The following is a 19,529-nucleotide window of genomic DNA, read 5'->3' as shown; positions in this document are numbered from 1 at the left end:
CGGTTCTCCCAAGGTGTGCTGGTGGCTTGTTGGTGTAAAGCTCTGTGCAGGGTGTCGTCTCAGGCGGCGGCGCCTGCGTCAGTGACGTTCTCCGTCTTCTCGCGGTGGGTGAAGTACTGGGAGCCCCACCGTCGCCGGATTTCGTGCACGTTTTCCGGGTCCTGCCACCTGCACAGATCCCAGAAGAGCTGGGTGTAGTCCAGCGGCTGTGTCGGGGCGAGGGCACGCAGTTGGGTCACCAGGCCCCGCAGATGAGCGACGACCTCGGTGAAGCTGGTTGCCGTCGCTGCCGCGCCGAACCGGCCAGTGACCGCGTCGGCGCTGAACTTTCCGCAGTCACGTAGCTTCGCCACCGCCAGGCCCAGTCCGACGTTTGGCTGGTGCACCAGTCTTGACTGGGACTGCTGATGCAGAGCGAACAGCACCAGCGCGGCGTGCTCGGCGTGTAGCTGCGGGCTCGCCCAGCCGTCGGCGCGCAGTCGCGTGTAGTGCGGCCACATCGCCGGTACCGCACCGGCCGGTCGTCCCCACCCGCGGCGCAGCGCGGCAAGGTCCGCGCCCTCGGGTGGACTCTTCGCATAGTCCTTCTCCCAGAAGAACGGGCGGTTTCCCTTCCGCTGGCCCTGATCGTCGGTGCTGGTCATCCCTGCGCCTTCCATTCGCTGACATGAGCGGGCTCGACACCGAGGATTTTGCGGACCGCTCCCTCGTACCACGCCTCGGCGAGGCTCGCCCGATACGTCTTCTTCTGTTTCTTGGCCTGCTTGTCGTCCTCCTCACGGCCGAGGAACGCCGTCGGCGGCACGGCCGCCAACGCGGGCTCCGCGGCCTTGAGCGCCAGTCCGTAAGCTGACCGCCGCCACGCGTCCTCCGCTTCCTCGCACCGCTCCGGTTCGCGCTGCAGACCCGCCAGCAAGCGCCGCACCACCCGGTTGAGTTCATGCATCAACGCGTCCCCGGGCCGCAGTCCCCTGTCCCAGGGCACCGGATCACCACCGGCGGCCCGCCGCAGGTCGTCATCGAGCCGGTTACCAGCCCTCCGTAATTCCTCAGCCTGCTCGACCACCGCCTCAACCAGGCGCCGCACCTCACCGGCCGCGAACGCGGCCAGCGGCAGCGGGATCATGTCCGCGAGGATGTCCTCCACCACCGCCGACTGGTTGCCGTATGCGACGCCCACCGTCAACACCTGCAGCGGCAGGTCACTGACCTCGACGTCACCGAGCTGGGTGAGTAGGATGCTGCTGCTGTAGGCGAGGTCGGTGCCCGGCACGGTGGCCAGCATCGGGGTGAGCCCTCGCCACGCATCCCGACCCGGGGCATGCCGCATCGGCATATGCGATGCCTGGCCGGCGCGTGGCTTATCGACCCTGCGCCAAGCGGTGTGCGGCTCCACATCCCTCGGTATGAGCTGCAGGCGGTCACCGGCGGTGAGCACCACTCGCCGCACCACGGTCGCCCCACCGGCGTCGTTCTCGGGGATGAGACGTATCCGGCGAGACTGCCAGGTCAGCAGATCCAACAACCCCAATGCGGACCGCGTCTCCCAGACCCCGGTCATCGCCAGCTCACGCCGCCACTGCGGGCGGTCCTCGCGCGGCGGCTGCCGCACGATCGGGCTGTTCAACAACAAGGTCTCGAACAGGTTCCGGCCGATCGGCACGACAACGCCCAGCGCGCCACATGGACCGGTAGGGTTCCCGGTGGTCTTGCCGCCCTTCACCTGCGGATCGTCAGCGGCGCCCGACTTGATGGCGGCCGTGTCCCAACACTGCGCGGCCAGCATCGCCCTCACCGCTTCGGCCGGTGTCATCGACGGCGGGTTCGCCTCGTTCCGAGACGTGAACAGCGGCACGTTGTTACCGGTCGCCGTCGCCGCGACCAACAAGGAGATGGGCTTGTCCTCGTCCTTCGCCGTCCGCAGTCCCGCTGCCTGGCCGAACGGCCGGTCGCCGAACAGGTCAAACCGCACCCGATGCTCGTCCAGATACGGCTTGAGCAGACCAACGTCGACCTGGCCGACCGCCCGCCGGTGTTCCCACTCGGCTTCGCTGTTGGGAATGCCGCACGCATCCAGGTAAATCGGCAGCAGTACCTGCCGCAGTACCGCCACGGTTTCCAACGGGTTGGCAGTACTCAGTCCGTCGATCTCATGCGCTCGGACCAACACATCCATGAGCGACAAGCACCTCGGCTGGCCGCCCTCCACGACCGGCACCCACTCCTGGTCCAGCAGATTGAACGAGTGTCTCTCCATCAGCACCCCACATGTCTTATGACAACCACCGGTCGCTCGGGATCACGCTGACCGGCATGGCGAGGACCTTGCGACGGAGCACGACCTCGCCCACGACTTTCTCGGCAGAGAAGCCGCTGGCGGGAACCCCGCATGCTTCGTGACTCTACAGTGGACAGCCAAGCTGATATGGCTAGCGGGTGCTGGCGTGTTTTGAGACCGTGGCTTGATCATCGATAGGGTGTGCACGTCTGGCCAACGCCGGAGTGGTCCGCTGATGTGGCTGGTACTGCGCGAAGCCCGAGGGTGTCCCCGCCAACGCGGGGTTACTTGCCATGATCGTCATGCCTTGTTTTCCAGCAGTCCGAGCTGGTGGTCGTAGGTGAGTCGCCGGTCACCGAGGACGACTGAGTTGCAGTCGTCGACGCAGAGGGCTCGGGCCTTGTGGAGCCAGGGGTTGCCGTACCAGCCGGGAAGGGGCTCGAGTGCCTTCGCGGCTTCGGTGACGCGGGCGGGCAGACGTACGATCGCCCCGATCACCTCCTCGGCGATTCCACTGCCGCTGACGTCACCGTTAGGGCCGAGGCGACGCCCGTCGAGCGTGTAGTAGCAGTCGCCGATCCTGCGGACAAGGACAGCCTCGACGGTCTCAGGGCCGTCCCGCACGACCGCTGCCAGTTCGTCGTCGCTGGGTGCCTCACCCGAGGGACGGTCGTGCAGCCCGGCCAGGGTCGGGGCGCCGAGGTTGCTCTCACCGGCGAGCAGGAACTGTTCCCCCGCGTGCCGCCGGGCCTGCTGCTCGGTTCGCCACGCCTCGTGCGCGGCCTCGGTTGCCAGCAACCACGTCTCTGGAACGGCGTGGGTGGTGGTGTCGTAGCCTCGGCGGACCAAGTCGGGCACGTCGGCGGGGATGCTCCATCCGCCGGCGCCTACGGCTTCGGTGACCAACGCGGCGGCTCGAAGCAGAGGGTAACGCCGATACACGGCCTCGCTGCCAGGCGGGAACGACGGTGGTCCGTCCTGCGCGGTCCGTATGCCAGTGACATACACCTTCGGCAGACGCGTGCGCCCCGGACGGACATGCCGGTGCACACGGCCGACCCGCTGCAGCACAAGGTCGATCGGGGCAAGATCGGTGACAAGCACATCCACATCAACGTCGAAGGATTGCTCGGCGAGCTGTGTGGCCACCACGATCAGCCGGTGCGGGCGCGAGATCTCACCGCCGGGCGGCCCGAGCAGCTCCAGCGCCTTCTGCGTACGCTCGGCGCGCGCAGCGGTCGTCAACCGTGCGTGCAGAAGAATCAGGGTGTCGTCGCCCCAACGGTCCATCAGAGCCTGGTAGGTGCGCTGGGCGCGGCCGACCGTGTTGCGGATGACCAAGGCGCAGCCACCGTCACGCAGCTCGCCGTCGAGAAGACCCACAACCGGGTCTGGGCTGCCAGCGGAGGCCTCCTGCACGATCTCCACGGCCACCCGACTCGCCTCCCGCCACGGGGCTGCTGTCCGGGTCGTGCAGGTGACGGTGTCACCGGAGACGGTCAGCGCGTGCAGGGCCGGATAGCCATCGGTCTCATCGAGGGCTGGCAGCTCGACGTCACGGCGGCCCTGCACCCCCTGCAGGTAGGCGCGCATCAGGCTCTGACGCTGCTGCGGCGGCAGGGTCGCTGACAGCAGGATCACCGGCACCCCCGCATCCGCCAGCCAACGCAGCGCCTCGTGCAGGAACTGCGACATGTAGACGTCGTAGGCGTGGATCTCGTCCAGGACCACCACTCGGCCGGCCAGGCCGGCATGCCGGAGCATCACATGCTTGGTGCGGGTCGCCGCGTACAGCAGGTGGTCGATGGTCCCGACGGTGATCGGCATGAACATGCCCCGTTTCGCCCCAAGGAACCATTGCGCTGGGGCATGCGCGGGACGGATCGTTTGGCTTGGCCCTGTGAGGTCGAACTCGTCCTCGCACCCCATGTCGTCGATACCGGCGAAGTGGATGCTGCGCTGGAGGGCGTTCCACTGAGGGTTGAACATGCGCTTGCCGTGCAGCAGGCCCACCGGTAGATGCGGATCGACCTTGCCGGCCCACTGCAGCACCCGGTCGAACATGGGGTCGCTGGTCGCCTGCGTGGGCATGCCCACAAAGATTCCGTCGAAGCCGAACCGCCGGCCCAGAACCTCGCTGGCGGCCAACGCCCCCTCGGTTTTCCCCTCCCCCATCGGCGCCTCGATGATCAGCAGCCCCGGTGCAGCCATCTGCTCGGCCAACGCGACGCACGCGGCCTGCAACGGACGGGCTCCCTTGCCAAACCGCGCCGCCACCAGATCCGGCACCTGACGGTACGCACCCCCACCCCACCCGCCACGCAGCTCCAGCGTCGCCCAGGCATTAGCCGCCCGTTTACGTGCCTCGGCCATAGTGACGTCGGGCAGGTGGAAGACACCACCGAAGTGATCGCTGCTGGCGATCCAGTCCGCCATGATTATGAAACCGGCTAGGCCGAGCTGCTCGCCCCGGCGTGGAGTCTTGACTGGAGCCGCACCCGCCAGATCGACACCGAGGTGATCAGCGACAGCACGCACCAGCGCGGCCTGCGTCTCCTGCCAGGCGGCACCGCCACCTTGTGCATCAGGGAACCTGCCAGCCGCCGTGAACACGTCGCGACGCGAAGGAACCAAGCCGTGATGGCCAGCCACCATCGGCCAAACCCACTCGACAGCCTCCCGGCGCCACCCCGCCTCCTGCAGAACCGATGAAATGATCACCGCTCCCGCCCGCGTGTGATGCCACCTCATCGACTGCGCATTCAGGTGACGCCACGTCAGACCGGCGGCCCGCACTCCTTGCGCCAGATGATCGACCTTGTTCTGGAACGCCGGGGAAGCCTTCCCCACGTCATGCCAGCCACAAAGAAGAGCAAAGAATCGACGACCATTACCACCGGAAAGCTCGTCGAGCCACCACTTGACACGGTCAGCGAGATAGCTGTCCCAGATCAACTCTCCAACCGCGGCGGTATCCAGGAGATGCTGCAGCAGCAGGTTGGGATACCCGCCAGCATTCGACTTCCCCCACAACGCGGCAAGTGCACGGGCATGGTCCGACGACATGGCGGCGACTGTAAAAGCCACCACCGACATATCCTCACCCCGCCACCTGGTGAGTCGCCTTCCCGACACAAGTCGACTTTGACCCCACCCAGATTCATTTCCGTGCTCGCGAAAACCCATCCAACGAACCAGCCGTACGGCACCGAGGGACAAGGCCCTGCGTCGCGCCCGCTGGTGACCGGCGCTCCGTAGGATTGAGTGAACGCGGCGATCGAGGAGGCCACCTGCCATGACACCGACGTCCACGCGAACCTGATCGATGAACCAACTGAATGAATTTGCGATGCCTGCGCGATAAAGCCCCAGGTCAGCAAGTGTCGTCCCCGCACGCGCGGGGGTCTTCCTCGTGGGACCAGGTCGGCCCGCACGCGGTCGGGGTCGTCCCCGCACGCGCGGGGGTCTTCCTACGCCGCCGGTGGTCGCGCCGGTGGTGGTCGCGTCGTCCCCGCACGCGCGGGGGTCTTCCCGACCGGGCCTGACGGAGTTCCTTCGCCTTGGGGTCGTCCCCGCACGCGCGGGGGTCTTCCGGCTAGAGCATAGACCCCGTGGGAGGAAACAGAGTCGTCCCCGCACGCGCGGGGGTCTTCCGAGGCCTGGTGGACGGTGCCCGCCAACTACCAGGTCGTCCCCGCACGCGCGGGGGTCTTCCGCACCGCGCCAACGGTCTGACCGATGACGGATCGTCGTCCCCGCACGCGCGGGGGTCTTCCGATGACCCATCCCCCTGTTCGGGGAACGTGTTCGTCGTCCCCGCACGCGCGGGGGTCTTCCTTCGAGGCCTCCCGCGTGCACCCGGACGCCGCCGTCGTCCCCGCACGCGCGGGGGTCTTCCCCTCATCCGCCTACTCGGCTGGCTCCACCCCACGTCGTCCCCGCACGCGCGGGGGTCTTCCCGGATGACTGCGACGGTATGCCGGCCCCGGCCCGTCGTCCCCGCACGCGCGGGGGTCTTCCGGAGACCGAGCGGCGCCGCGCCCTGGAGGAGCAGTCGTCCCCGCACGCGCGGGGGTCTTCCGCTCACCGGCCCGGCCGGGTTCGTCTTCCCGGCGTCGTCCCCGCACGCGCGGGGGTCTTCCAGGCCAGCACCCGAGGGATCAGCCCGTCCGAGGGTCGTCCCCGCACGCGCGGGGGTCTTCCCTGATGGGCCTGCACCGACAGATCCGGGGCGTCGTCGTCCCCGCACGCGCGGGGGTCTTCCGTGGGCCGAACAGAGCCGGGTCCGTGAGCACCGGTCGTCCCCGCACGCGCGGGGGTCTTCCCGACCGCGCCAGGTACGCCGAGGCCGTCCGCGTGTCGTCCCCGCACGCGCGGGGGTCTTCCAGACGGCGACCTGTACCGGTTCCTCGATGACGCCGTCGTCCCCGCACGCGCGGGGGTCTTCCGCGATGCGCGCCTACTGGTGGGCCCACGACCGGGTCGTCCCCGCACGCGCGGGGGTCTTCCCACGAGGTACGGCAAGCTGACCGCCGCGCGGACGTCGTCCCCGCACGCGCGGGGGTCTTCCGCTCGGTCGGGTCGAGGATGGCGGGGTGTTCCTGTCGTCCCCGCACGCGCGGGGGTCTTCCCACGCTGCTCAACACCGCCGTCTGCGAGATGCCCGTCGTCCCCGCACGCGCGGGGGTCTTCCCGTCGCCGTCTCCGGCGACTCGCTGCGGGACATGTCGTCCCCGCACGCGCGGGGGTCTTCCGGTTCGCGAGATGGTGCGGGAGTTGCAGCAGGCGTCGTCCCCGCACGCGCGGGGGTCTTCCGGGGTATGGGCAGCGCGTTTCGTCTGCCCGTTCGTCGTCCCCGCACGCGCGGGGGTCTTCCCGGCACCTTCCAGCCCGTCGAGCTGATCAGCGAGTCGTCCCCGCACGCGCGGGGGTCTTCCGCCGGTTTCCTCCGTTCGGCCGACGCGCGCCACGTCGTCCCCGCACGCGCGGGGGTCTTCCCTCCGCCGACCAGGCCACGTAGTCCGCGACCGGGTCGTCCCCGCACGCGCGGGGGTCTTCCCTCGCGGAGCGCGATACCGGCATCCTCGATCCCGTCGTCCCCGCACGCGCGGGGGTCTTCCGCCAGTCACAGCGACCTTCACACCGGCCCTGACGTCGTCCCCGCACGCGCGGGGGTCTTCCGACCTTCTCGCGCCGCGACATCCGGCTCACAGAGTCGTCCCCGCACGCGCGGGGGTCTTCCCCACCTCGGCCAGATCATCACCCCCGCCGCCGGGTCGTCCCCGCACGCGCGGGGGTCTTCCGGTGGTCGCCGGGGTCGCGGACGTGATGGACAAGTCGTCCCCGCACGCGCGGGGGTCTTCCCGCCGTCACGATCTCCGGCGTGGCCGTGGCCCGGTCGTCCCCGCACGCGCGGGGGTCTTCCCTGGACCGTCGAGCGCGTCGAGCGGGAGGGCTGGTCGTCCCCGCACGCGCGGGGGTCTTCCCGACGCGCCCGCGTCCGGTGAGGCGTCGTACGCGTCGTCCCCGCACGCGCGGGGGTCTTCCCCGGACGGTGAAGGCGGACACCGGCCCGGCCCGGTCGTCCCCGCACGCGCGGGGGTCTTCCCCCGGATGGGCCGCGTTGGCGTGCCCCGTGTAGGTCGTCCCCGCACGCGCGGGGGTCTTCCCAGGGGCGTCTCCACATCGCCGCGGATCCCGGAGTCGTCCCCGCACGCGCGGGGGTCTTCCGTCGGCCGTGCAGGCTGTCATCGGTGCCCTGGCGTCGTCCCCGCACGCGCGGGGGTCTTCCCGGCGTCGCTTGCACTCCGGGGCTTGAGGCTGAGTCGTCCCCGCACGCGCGGGGGTCTTCCGTTATCCACAGGCATGACGTCGGCGGGTTGCCTGTCGTCCCCGCACGCGCGGGGGTCTTCCCACCCAGGACCCGCAGGGCGCGCTGCTGTGGCAGTCGTCCCCGCACGCGCGGGGTCTTCCGCTGACGACCGCTGCGACGGCCGCCGAGATGACGTCGTCCCCGCACGCGCGGGGGTCTTCCCGCCATCCACGACCGCATCCCCGCGCTCCTGCCGTCGTCCCCGCACGCGCGGGGGTCTTCCCAGGCCGTCGAAGTACCGGCCGTCGGGCAGGTCGTCGTCCCCGCACGCGCGGGGGTCTTCCATCGGCCCGCTCGTTCGGGTGGAACAGCGGCGTGTCGTCCCCGCACGCGCGGGGGTCTTCCGTGCTACATCTGCGGCAGGCCAGCCACCGTCCGGTCGTCCCCGCACGCGCGGGGGTCTTCCCCGTCATGGATCGCTTCACGACCACCCCGACGGGTCGTCCCCGCACGCGCGTGGGTCTTCCCTGGTCGACGGTTCGGTAGACGGGAGCCGTGTGGTCGTCCCCGCACGCGCGGGGGTCTTCCGGTTGGGGCGCAGATCGTCGGCGGTGTCGCGGCGTCGTCCCCGCACGCGCGGGGGTCTTCCGTTCCCGGGCGCGTACGCCGTGCTGTGTCACCTGTCGTCCCCGCACGCGCGGGGGTCTTCCGATCGAGGCGGGGGCGGTCACCGCCGACAAGGTGTCGTCCCCGCACGCGCGGGGGTCTTCCCCAGGGCAACGGGTCGACCATGGCCGCCCTAGCGTCGTCCCCGCACGCGCGGGGGTCTTCCGGTTTCGGCGTAGCAGTTGTCGCAGCCGGGGGTGTCGTCCCCGCACGCGCGGGGGTCTTCCCGCACACTGCGCGGCACCTCATGCCGCTGCCTCGTCGTCCCCGCACGCGCGGGGGTCTTCCCCGTCCGGCCGCGCGGCGGCGTCTCGCAGCACCGTCGTCCCCGCACGCGCGGGGGTCTTCCGATCGAGAACGCGCGGTGGCATCTGTTCGCCCGGTCGTCCCCGCACGCGCGGGGGTCTTCCACCGTCACCGTTGTCCGCGACTACTCGATCGCCGTCGTCCCCGCACGCGCGGGGGTCTTCCCCTGCGCGGGTGGCTCCGGCCCACCGACCGACCGTCGTCCCCGCACGCGCGGGGGTCTTCCCCGGCTGGTAGCCGTCGCTGGGCAGGGGCATGGGTCGTCCCCGCACGCGCGGGGGTCTTCCACCGGGCTGGACCTTCTGGGCGACCCACGGATTGTCGTCCCCGCACGCGCGGGGGTCTTCCTCGGAGACCGCAGCGGTGGCAGCGGGTGGCCATGTCGTCCCCGCACGCGCGGGGGTCTTCCCCCGGTCGGAGTTGAGACTTGACTCTTCGGGGGGTCGTCCCCGCACGCGCGGGGGTCTTCCGTACGCCAAGGCAGTCGAGGGATTTGAAAGTGCGTCGTCCCCGCACGCGCGGGGGTCTTCCGTTCGCCACTGGTGGATGGCTATTCCGGCGAGCGTCGTCCCCGCACGCGCGGGGGTCTTCCGGACAAGGGGAAAGGGGAGAAGGAGGAGAAGTGGTCGTCCCCGCACGCGCGGGGGTCTTCCCGAACACCACCGCGGCGAGGCGGCGGCCGCCCTGTCGTCCCCGCACGCGCGGGGGTCTTCCGTCGTCGACGACGGTCTGGAGGTCGGTGGTGGTGTCGTCCCCGCACGCGCGGGGGTCTTCCCCGTGGTCGCCTGCCTGGCGGCAGTCGCCCTCGGTCGTCCCCGCACGCGCGGGGGTCTTCCGCCGGTCGGCCTCGCGGTCACCTCCACCAGCGGGTCGTCCCCGCACGCGCGGGGGTCTTCCCTTCAACACCGAGAACTCCACGAGCGTCTGGGTGTCGTCCCCGCACGCGCGGGGGTCTTCCTGGCCGCCGAGCAGCGGGTCAACGCGCTGGCCGGTCGTCCCCGCACGCGCGGGGGTCTTCCCGACGTCACGGCGTCCCGACCCGACGGCGGGTCGTCGTCCCCGCACGCGCGGGGGTCTTCCCGCCGGCAGGCGGAGCCAGAGCGCCGTCAGCCTGTCGTCCCCGCACGCGCGGGGGTCTTCCGGCCGGGTGGCGGCGACGCGTCCAGGTCGAGACGTCGTCCCCGCACGCGCGGGGGTCTTCCCGGCAGCCACACTCCCCCGGATAGCGCGAGTACGTCGTCCCCGCACGCGCGGGGGTCTTCCGGTTGCGCACCTCCCGGTACGGCACCAGCAGGTGTCGTCCCCGCACGCGCGGGGGTCTTCCCCTTTCCGAGCGCCTGACAGGCGTGCCGGTTGGGTCGTCCCCGCACGCGCGGGGGTCTTCCGTGCTTCACGGCCCGCCACTGGCGGCGGACCTCGTCGTCCCCGCACGCGCGGGGGTCTTCCGGGCGAGTGTGGACGGGCGGGACACGGCGTGCAGTCGTCCCCGCACGCGCGGGGGTCTTCCCTGGTCGCGCCCGGCGCCGACACCCTGATCAGTGTCGTCCCCGCACGCGCGGGGGTCTTCCCAGGCCGCCGCCTACGTCGACGAGCTCAAGGCCGTCGTCCCCGCACGCGCGGGGGTCTTCCTTCGGGCGCCTCTCGTTTCTTCGCGGATTTCGGGTCGTCCCCGCACGCGCGGGGGTCTTCCGGTGTACGCCGCCGCCACCTACGGCGGCGGGACGTCGTCCCCGCACGCGCGGGGGTCTTCCCTGGCCGGCCTCTACCGGTATCTCGACTCCCGCGTCGTCCCCGCACGCGCGGGGGTCTTCCGGAGATGCGCGCCCGGCCGTGGCAGTACGTCGGGTCGTCCCCGCACGCGCGGGGGTCTTCCGCTCACCAAGGAGGCCGACGCCGCCACCGTCGGGTCGTCCCCGCACGCGCGGGGGTCTTCCCTGCTCACCGCGTACGACGCCGCCGCCGCGCGCGTCGTCCCCGCACGCGCGGGGGTCTTCCGCTCGGCGGCCTGGTCGCCGCCGGCCTGCTCGAGTCGTCCCCGCACGCGCGGGGGTCTTCCGGCCCTCGGCCACGAGCTGCTGCACAGCTCGTCGTCGTCCCCGCACGCGCGGGGGTCTTCCGCTTGGCTTTCAGGTCTTCCGGGTCTACATCGAGTCGTCCCCGCACGCGCGGGGGTCTTCCTCTGAGCGCCGTATCGGCGTAGGGCACTTCGAGGGTCGTCCCCGCACGCGCGGGGGTCTTCCCATGGCTCGGCAGATCATCACCCGGCTTGTGGAGTCGTCCCCGCACGCGCGGGGGTCTTCCGCCGGCCACCGCTCCCCGCAGCGCATCGCCGACGTCGTCCCCGCACGCGCGGGGGTCTTCCGCCCCGCCAGGCGGGCAGGTCGGTGTAGGTGAGGTCGTCCCCGCACGCGCGGGGGTCTTCCTGCGGCGGCTTATGGCCGTCGAAGAGGAGGTCCGTCGTCCCCGCACGCGCGGGGGTCTTCCCCCGGCGACCAGGGGCAGGCCCAGCAGTAGGGCGTCGTCCCCGCACGCGCGGGGGTCTTCCTGTCTTTGGTCGGGGGTCCGGCCGGTGGTCGACGTCGTCCCCGCACGCGCGGGGGTCTTCCGCCGACATCGCGTCCGAGGCGGGGAGGGTTCAAGTCGTCCCCGCACGCGCGGGGGTCTTCCGGCTGGGCCCAGGACGCCACCGCCGGACCGGTCGTCGTCCCCGCACGCGCGGGGGTCTTCCCTACGTCGAGCTTGCGACGTTCGCTATCCCGAAGTCGTCCCCGCACGCGCGGGGGTCTTCCCCGATCGTCGTACTCCGGGACCTGGTCCGAGCTGTCGTCCCCGCACGCGCGGGGGTCTTCCCGGCGGTTATCTGGTCCCGTTCACCCTGGATCCGTCGTCCCCGCACGCGCGGGGGTCTTCCCCACCACGGCTCACCAAACCCTCTGCCGCGCTCGTCGTCCCCGCACGCGCGGGGGTCTTCCCCAGCTACGGATCAACGGGGTCGCGGTGTTGGCGTCGTCCCCGCACGCGCGGGGGTCTTCCGTCCAGCGACTCGAAGAACGTCACCACGGAGGTGTCGTCCCCGCACGCGGGGTCTTCCGGAGCGGATCAACCGCACCGGCCGGGCGGAGGAGTCGTCCCCGCACGCGCGGGGGTCTTCCGTTGCCCGACATCACGGAGCGCCGAACCCGCCCGTCGTCCCCGCACGCGCGGGGGTCTTCCTACCGAAGGAATGTCGATGACCCGAGCTCGCCAGTCGTCCCCGCAGCACACCGAGGCGTCCTCCCCACGCACGTGGGGGTGCTCCGCGGACCTTGGATCCGCCGGTGGCGGCGGTGGTGTCCTCCCCACGCACGTGGGGGTGCTCCGCCGTCGCTGAGAACGTCCGCACAGAAAGCGAGGGTGGGGGTGCTCCGCCGGCGCTGTTCGGCCAGTCCGCGTCGTCGGTGTCCTCCCCACGCACGTGGGGGTCCTCCGCCGAGGTGTCGGCGTTTTGGCGCGACCTCGAGTCGGTGTCGTGTCCGGCCCGGCCAGCGCAATTGAGGTCACGGGGCGGCCCGGTCAGGCTGCCTGGTGCCGCGTATCGCTGATGCGGAACGGGTGGGTGTACTCAGCACCGCAGCCGGCGCACCAGGCCCGGAACAGCATGCTGGTCGCGGTGTCGCCGAGACTTGGTTCTACCTCGTAGCGAGTGCCTTCGATCATGGCGTAGAGGTGCCGCCAGCGGATCGGGCAGAGGCAGGCCGTCGCGCTCATGCCATTGCCTGCCCGTCCTCGGGATCGGGGGCTCGCCACTCTCGGGGCTTGGCGCCGGTGGCGTCGGCGACTTGGGCGACGTCGCGGTGGCTGTAGGCGGTGCGCACGCCGGAGATGGACAAGCCGGCGGCTGCGGCCAGGTCGCCCAGCGTGTAGGGGCGGGGTTGGACGAACTCGCGGCCGTAGGCGATCAGCTCGCGGATCCGCTGCTCGGCTTCCTCCTTCGCGCGGCGGGCACCGGCCAGCGCGCCGATCAGCGGGTCCTGATCGCCTCCGTCCCACGCGGCCCGCAGGTTCTCGGCAGCGCGTTCTTGGTCTTCGGCAGCTTCGTCCCGCGCGGCGGGGAAGCCGTCGTCGTGTTCCTCGCCGGGGTCGGGTTGCGGGATCGGGTACAGGATCGCGGCCACGTCGGTGAAGATGTCTCGTCGAGTCATGCCTTACATATTGCGCACTATTTTGCGATGATCGCAAGTCATTGTGCCTGTCGCATTTGGCGACCGACTCTCCGGGATTCTGGATCTTGTTCGGGAAACGATCGTTTTCCGGACAAGATCAAGATGGGTCGCCGGGGCGGGTAGATCGCGTCCGAAAAACCCGTCTGGAAAGTCGGCGTGTCCAACAACCCGACGACGGGTTTGATGGGCACTCTGGACGGCGTGACCGTCACCCCCATGCCCGTCGAGGGCGACCTGCTCGCCCCGACTCCGCTCGCAGGCGTGCTCGTCGGCTACGGGCGAGTCTCCACCCGCGAGCAGAACCTCGCCCGCCAGCAAGCCGCACTGACCGCGGCCGGCTGCGCCAAATGCTTCTTCGACAAGGCATCCGGGAAGAACACCGATCGGCCCGAGCTAGCCAAGGTGTTCGAGTACATCCGGCCCGGCGACGTGCTCACCGTCGTCTCGCTCGACCGGCTCGGCCGCTCGCTGGAAGACCTGATCGGCATCGTCGGCCGGCTCAAGCGCCACGGCGTTGGCTTCCAGTCCCTGCACGAAAAGCTCGATACCACCACCGCAGGAGGGATGTTCGTCTTCCACGTCTTCGCCGCGCTGGCCGAGTTCCTGCGTACCATCATCGTGGCCAACACCAACGAGGGCCTGGCCGCAGCTCGCGCCCGCGGGCAACGGCTCGGCCGGCCGCCGGCCATGACGCCGGAGAAGGTCGCGTACGCGCTGCAGCTGCTCGCCGAGCCGAACCGCACGATGACCTCGATCGCCAAGCTGCTCGGCGTCTCTCGCAGCACCCTGTACAGCGCGCTGCCTAACCTCGTTCCGACCCAACGCGACAACCAGGCCGCCCTGCAAGACCGGTGAGCAGCGGCGTTGTGCTGTATGCGGTGAGGGGGCTGCCGGAGCTGCCGACCGGATGGACTCCGGCCCCGCGCCCGGGCCAGCTCCCGAGGTTGGCCGAGCGCGACGGCTGCCCCGACCGCCCCCAGCGGTCGTGTGCGCTGCCGGGATCGGCCACATCGTCGTCGAGGTTCAGTACCCCACGGAGAAAAACTGAACTGCCACTATGGACTCCCACGCTGGCGCCGGAAGGGTCGGCGTGCCACGTAGGGGAGGCGCGATGCAGGCGGGGGCGGACGATCAAGCCTGGCTGGCCGGGTGCGATGAGTGACGAGCGTCGGTTTCGGTCGCTGCAGGACGCGGCCCGGTTTATGGAAACCGAGATTGACCAACCGGTGGCAAGTCGGGTAACTGACCTTGGTAGCGGTCTCGTGCTGCACACCAGCGCGTTGACCTTGGCTGGCGGTGGTTTTACCAATGTCTATGACTTGAGCTGGGAATCGAGCGCCACAACTGCTGCGGTGCGTTTCACGCCTCGCCCGACCGTCGCCGTAGATGCAGCACGGAATAGCCCAGCAACCTCCAGCGCCGCGTTCTTCACGCTGCTCGATGAAGCATCAGGCCTGCCCGTTCAAACGAGCCTCAACCTCGCCATCGAGCAGGGCCAGGTGCTCAGCATGCCGGTGGTCGATCGCGAGGCGCTGATTTCTCGGGCTGGGGCGCTGTCTATGTGCAATCTCACCGCAGCCGGCAGAGTCAGCATCAACGGGACCGAGCTGACCTGGACGGGTAGCCGCACCGAGCGGCAGGCCGAGTGTTATGTCTTCGGTAACGGCAACATGGTGATCACCCGCCGGGATGACCCAGAGAAGGGCAGCGTGCGCGTCCTGGACGAGGCATCACGCCTGACGCCGGTCCTGCCGCCCCGGGCCGGCTGGGTCGATGTCGGTTTTACGTCGACCGGCGGGCGCGGGTTTCGCTCCACGGGCATCGCCACTGATGGCGGGTTGGACATCTTCGCCTATGACCTTGTGATGAGGTGTCAGGCGAGGCACGTCGACCTTCGTGGTGACAACCTGCTGGAGATCCGCAGCATTGGTGAGCTGCATGTCGACGCGTTTCCCGACTCCGCCGTCACGGTCGGGCCGTCGCTGAACGTCGCCGACTTCGCCACGCACCCCATCAACACCGACCGGTCACTAGACGTCCTACCGCCGTTCGCGCCCAGCAGGAGGGCTCGGATGACGGTCTTTGAGGACCGCGTGGGCCGAACGCACCTACGGCTGTTCGACGGTCGGCCGGGGTCTCTGGTCTTCCAGGGCGCTACTCCGCAGGAGGCGCGAGACTCCATTGCCGCCGATCCAGGATTCCGCTGGGGCTGCTTCATCGACGGTGGGCAGACGGCCAAGATGTGGGCCTCGCTCAACGGTGAGCTAACCAGCTTCGGTAACCGGCACTACCTACGATGGCCAAAGGCCGACGAGAAAGAGTTCGTCTGGGTGCCGGACAGTGGCCGCCCGATTTCCAGCATCATCACCCTCCAGCACCGTAGCGAGACGCAGCGGGCGGTCAATGCGGCCAGATCGGCGTCGCTGGCCTTTCCACAGCGTCCTCCTGCGGCGCAGATTGACCCGGAGTTCTCTTCTCCTCGTCCGTCCACGTCCGCTGCCGCAGCGAGGCTGGGTCGCGGCGGTCCGGGCTCTGACGCCGGTAGGGGCCGGTGATGCCCCGGCCGATTATCAGCAGCCGCTGACGAATGCCTCAGATCAGCGATTGCTGATAATGGCGGGACAGTAGGAGAAGGTCCGGCTCACCGAACTTCTCCACCAGCGCCGCGAACCGGGCTACCTTATCCGCACCGAATCGCCGCACGCCGGCAGCGTAGGACGCCGCGGTCACGAACGTGGGCGGCGTCGTCTTGCTGTGAAACTTGTCCGCGTACATCACCAGCTGCTCCTCCACGGTGCCGGCCGTGTAGTCGCCGACCGGTAGTGGCAGGCTCTGCTGCAGGACGTCCTCGCGGGTGAGACCGACACCGGTGTGGTGGGAACAGAACCTACCCACGTGCTCAGGAAATCCGAGGTCACGCAGTAACGCGTGCCCCAGCACCCCGTGGCGGATGTAATTCTCCTGATCGAGTTTCCCCGCCGCCCCGTACAGACGGTAGACACCGATGTCGTGCAGGAGACTCCCCACTCGCACCAGATCGACGTCCAGGGCCGAGGAATACCTATCGAGCAGTTGCTCCGCCACGGCCCAGACGATTCGGCAGTGAGTGTAGACGAGGTCGAAGGCTTCCTCGGTGGGCGCAAACCGTTCGTGTAACGCTCGGATCTGCTCGTCGGTCGGGATTGCCAGCGCGTGATCGACCGTCACGTGCCTGCTCCTGCTCCGCAAGGCCGCCACCAGTAGCCGGCAGCACCGTTGGGACCAAGATTGCGGTAGCGGCTGCCCGGATCCGATGCCGCCGCCATGTGTATCACATCGAGCCATCGCACCTGGTGAAGCGTCTCCAGGAAAGCTTCAGGGGTGTCAGGATCGATCCACCAGATCTGACCGGGCCCCGCTACGCGGGGCTGCTCCCGGTCCCCAAGCGGCCGGTAGAACGAGGTCACCAGCACCAAGGGCACCACACCAGCCCAGACGTCGACGTCGGGTGGTGCCATGTTCTGCTGAGGCAGCAGAACCTGCCGCTGCTCATCGGTGCTCTGCTCGAAGACCTCGCCGGCATTGAGCAGCGCCTGCACCAAGTTCCGGGCCTGCAACGCCAGATTGAGCCGGGCCCGCATCCGAGCCGGCCCAGGCTTGAGATTCGCATAATCATCAGCGATTACCCCAAGGGCTTCCTCCGCGCTGGAGGCACATATTCTCCACCCGTCGTGGAGCACCTCCACGGGGTACGAGGAATCGCCCGGATCTGAACTCGGAACTCGCACGACCACACGCTCTCCTGACCGCCGCCGACGACAGCACCGGCCGGCTTGCCAACTCTAGCGGCAGTCCGCAGCACTGACGGCCCCGCACATGCAGCGAACTCTCGGTCGCGCCGGCTGGCCGGCCGCCGGTCTCGGCAGTGGATTCGGGTGGCCGGCGGGGCAGACCAGCCAGTCCACCGTGAACCAAAGGGGGCCCGACGTGCCGATTCCGAGGAATCGGTGGCTCATGCATGCGCCGCACCCCGGTGCGCTCCTCGCGTCACGCCTGTACTTCGGCCAGTTCCTTGGCCGCCAGGTCAGCGATCTGTTCCGGGTGCGCGTACCAGCAGGTCAGGCCGAACCAGGCCGGAGTCCAGGTCGACCCGTCGCCCGTGGGGGAGGCCAAGTCCCAGCTGCCCTCCCTGCTCAACGACAGATGCCGACCCTCGCCCAGTTCCCACACGGTTCGCCACTCGAAGACGTGCACCTCGGTGACCTCGATGCCGCGGGCTCGTAGTTGCTCGATCACCCCAGCGATAAGCGCGTCCATGTCGAGCGCCGGGCTAAGGTCTGCCGGCACAGCTACCTCCACCGCCTCTACGTCTCGGGTAGTCCGCAGCGTGTACGGCTCGCGCAGCACGTCGCCCAGCACCCCGGTCTTCTCCGACAGGTAGCGGGCGCTGGCCACGGCGTACAGCGCGGTGGTGGCGCCCGGCTTGTCGCCCAGCCCCTCCAGATGCTCGTTGTCGTGGGAGTCGTCTTGGTAGATGTGCTCGTAGTCGTTCTCCACGTTGAGCGTGTACTCGCCGTGGTAGTGCACCGGCACCCGCGCGACGATCTCGGTCTCGATGTCGGTCTCGGTCTCGGTCATCTCGTTCCTCTCGTCTCGGGGGGTCCTGTCATCCCAGAGTCAGGCGTCAGGCAACTGCGCCAGCACCTCGGTTGGAGCGGGCTCTACATGCAGAGGCTCCGGGTCGCGGTGCCGGTCCGACCCGCAACGGGTGAACGGGCCGGCATCGCCGGTCAGGACCGCCAGGTGCGGGTCGAGGTGGTCACGCCACCAGACGCTCATGCCGGTGTGGGGGTCGTTGACGCGTAGAGCTTCCCAGGCCCGCCACAGGGCGTAGAGGCGGGATAGCGCTTCGGGGTGTGCCCACCAGCGGGGGCACCAGTTGATGCCGGGTGTGGGCCCGGAGGCGACCCGACGTTCTAGGACGAGCGCGAGGTAGCCGGAGACGAACTGGTCGATGTTGCGGAAGACGGGTTCCGGTGCGTTCGGGTCGTGTGCCGGTGCCGGTTCCTCAGGCGTGCCGGCGATTTGGTCGAGCGGGTTGGTCAGGTCGGCGACCGGGTCGGTGCCTGGTCCGGACGTCGGGCTGGTCATGTGGTTGGCTCCGGCGGCGCTTCGGGGGACAGGATCCAGTCGGTGCGGCTGTCGGGGTCCCAGCGGGCGATCGAGGCGCGGATCGCCTCGGCGTACGGCCCGTCCTGCCAGGGGGCGGTGCGGGCGAGCGCCGGCGGGGCGCCGGAGGCGTAGACGACCATCCGGCCTCGGGGCAGGGCGTGCAGGTCGGACACGTCGAGGATCCGCTGCCGGCGGGTGGCGTGGGAGACGGACCGCTGGCCCCACCCGGATCCGCTGCTGCTGGTCGAGCGGGTGGCGACGTCGTGCTCGCCGATGGCGGATGTTCGTCCGGTTCTGCCAGGGCCGGACCAGCTTCGACGAGACACTGACCCGCGCGCCGGTCCGCGCCGCGCTGGCCCTCCTGGACCGCCTCCCGGCTCGGGTGCGCTGACCGGCGTCCAGGGCCGTTGTCGCACCTCGACTGGCCGGCCTCGTGCCGGCGGCAGAGGGCAGAGGCAGAGGTGACGTGGCGGTGGTGGGAGAGATTGCTCGACAGTTTGGTGAACCACGAGGCACTCCCGGCCGTGAGTCAGGTGGGAGCACGTGGTTCCGGTACGAAGTTCCACGTCGCGCCCGACTCGCCGATGACCGGGAGCTGTCCGCCGCATGTTCGCCAAGGAGGAATGATGCCCGCACTTGTCATTACCCGTGGCCTGCCCGGCTCTGGCAAGACCACCTACGCCAAGCGGTGGGTGGCCCAGGATCCTGAGCGCCGATTCCGCGTGAACCGCGACGACCTGCGGGCCATGGGCCACGGCGGTAGGGCCGGTGTGCGGTGGCAGGAGGACGCGGTGACCACCGCGCAGAAAGCGCAGGTGCTCGCCCTGCTGCACGCCGGCCTGAGTGTGATCGCGGACGACACGAACTTGCCGGACGCGTCGGTGGAGCAGTGGCGGCAGCTTGCCGAGCAGGCCGGGGCGCACCTGGTGGCGGTCGACCTGCGGGACGTGCCGGTGGAAACCTGCATCGCCCGAGATGCGGCCCGTGGTGCCGGCGGTGGCCGGCTGGTGGGTGGAGACGTCATCCGCCGGATAGCCGACGAGGGCCGGTGCCGGGTGCTCGACGCCGCATAGCCGGCAGGGAGCCGGGGGCCGCCCGCGCGGCGGGACACGCC

13 protein-coding genes and 1 CRISPR repeat array are annotated in these 19,529 nt (G+C 69.9%); of the genes, 3 read left to right on the top strand and 10 right to left on the bottom strand.

The window, feature by feature from the left end; all coding sequences use genetic code 11:
* Positions 1-59: 59 nt before the first annotated feature.
* From casB to GA0074694_RS21300, 5 genes are all read right to left on the bottom strand, one after another.
* Positions 60-644, bottom strand: coding sequence for a type I-E CRISPR-associated protein Cse2/CasB (casB, locus tag GA0074694_RS21320; RefSeq protein WP_091461156.1), 585 nt, complete (start codon positions 642-644; stop codon positions 60-62).
* On the bottom strand, positions 641-2,257 hold the full coding sequence (gene casA / locus GA0074694_RS21315) for a type I-E CRISPR-associated protein Cse1/CasA (RefSeq protein ID WP_091463547.1): 1,617 nt from the start codon (positions 2,255-2,257) through the stop codon (positions 641-643). The genes casB and casA overlap by 4 nt, the downstream gene beginning before the upstream one ends.
* A 321-nt stretch (positions 2,258-2,578) precedes the next feature.
* Positions 2,579-5,344 carry a CRISPR-associated helicase/endonuclease Cas3 gene (locus GA0074694_RS21310; RefSeq protein ID WP_091463544.1) on the bottom strand — a complete coding sequence of 922 codons (2,766 nt, stop codon included), beginning with the start codon at positions 5,342-5,344 and terminating at the stop codon, positions 2,579-2,581.
* Between the two features lie 316 nt (positions 5,345-5,660).
* Positions 5,661-12,095: a CRISPR direct-repeat array (repeat unit 28 nt; unit sequence GTCGTCCCCGCACGCGCGGGGGTCTTCC).
* 519 nt (positions 12,096-12,614) lie between these two features.
* A complete protein-coding gene (locus GA0074694_RS21305) occupies positions 12,615-12,809 on the bottom strand; it encodes a hypothetical protein (protein ID WP_091461153.1) in 195 nt (64 codons plus the stop codon).
* The gene (locus tag GA0074694_RS21300) at positions 12,806-13,243 is read right to left on the bottom strand and encodes a hypothetical protein (RefSeq protein WP_091461151.1); all 438 of its coding nucleotides are present in this window, start codon (positions 13,241-13,243) and stop codon (positions 12,806-12,808) included. Before GA0074694_RS21300 ends, GA0074694_RS21305 begins: the two co-directional genes overlap by 4 nt.
* 177 nt (positions 13,244-13,420) lie before the next feature.
* Between GA0074694_RS21300 and GA0074694_RS21295 the strand changes: the two genes are divergently transcribed.
* Both GA0074694_RS21295 and GA0074694_RS33110 read left to right on the top strand, forming a co-directional pair.
* Positions 13,421-14,119 (top strand): recombinase family protein, encoded by a 699-nt coding sequence (locus GA0074694_RS21295; protein ID WP_245714831.1) that lies wholly within the window; start codon positions 13,421-13,423, stop codon positions 14,117-14,119.
* A 299-nt stretch (positions 14,120-14,418) separates the two neighbouring features.
* Entirely contained in the window at positions 14,419-15,819 is a 1,401-nt protein-coding gene (locus GA0074694_RS33110; protein WP_245714830.1) for a hypothetical protein, read from the top strand.
* A gap of 37 nt (positions 15,820-15,856) precedes the next feature.
* Here the strand turns inward: GA0074694_RS33110 and GA0074694_RS21285 are convergent, their stop codons facing one another.
* The 5 genes from GA0074694_RS21285 to GA0074694_RS31050 form a co-directional block, all read right to left on the bottom strand.
* Entirely contained in the window at positions 15,857-16,471 is a 615-nt protein-coding gene (locus GA0074694_RS21285) for an HD domain-containing protein (RefSeq protein WP_218105765.1), read from the bottom strand.
* Positions 16,468-16,983: a hypothetical protein gene (locus GA0074694_RS21280; protein WP_091463540.1), complete on the bottom strand. Its 516-nt coding sequence runs from the start codon at positions 16,981-16,983 to the stop codon at positions 16,468-16,470. The genes GA0074694_RS21285 and GA0074694_RS21280 overlap by 4 nt, the downstream gene beginning before the upstream one ends.
* Positions 16,984-17,290: 307 nt before the next feature.
* The gene (locus tag GA0074694_RS21275) at positions 17,291-17,881 is read right to left on the bottom strand and encodes a hypothetical protein (RefSeq protein WP_091461146.1); all 591 of its coding nucleotides are present in this window, start codon (positions 17,879-17,881) and stop codon (positions 17,291-17,293) included.
* A gap of 39 nt (positions 17,882-17,920) precedes the next feature.
* A complete protein-coding gene (locus GA0074694_RS21270) occupies positions 17,921-18,394 on the bottom strand; it encodes a DUF4913 domain-containing protein (RefSeq protein WP_091461144.1) in 474 nt (157 codons plus the stop codon).
* The gene (locus GA0074694_RS31050) at positions 18,391-18,741 is read right to left on the bottom strand and encodes a hypothetical protein (RefSeq protein ID WP_245715065.1); all 351 of its coding nucleotides are present in this window, start codon (positions 18,739-18,741) and stop codon (positions 18,391-18,393) included. Before GA0074694_RS31050 ends, GA0074694_RS21270 begins: the two co-directional genes overlap by 4 nt.
* Positions 18,742-19,041: 300 nt before the next feature.
* Here GA0074694_RS31050 and GA0074694_RS21260 point away from each other — a divergent pair, with 300 nt between their 5' ends.
* A complete protein-coding gene (locus GA0074694_RS21260) occupies positions 19,042-19,488 on the top strand; it encodes an AAA family ATPase (protein ID WP_176738053.1) in 447 nt (148 codons plus the stop codon).
* Positions 19,489-19,529 lie beyond the last annotated feature (41 nt).

It is taken from the genome of Micromonospora inyonensis, assembly GCF_900091415.1.
GTDB classification, from domain to species: domain Bacteria; phylum Actinomycetota; class Actinomycetes; order Mycobacteriales; family Micromonosporaceae; genus Micromonospora; species Micromonospora inyonensis.
Note: the sequence above shows the minus strand (reverse complement) of the source record. Positions and strands in the feature narration are given on the sequence as shown.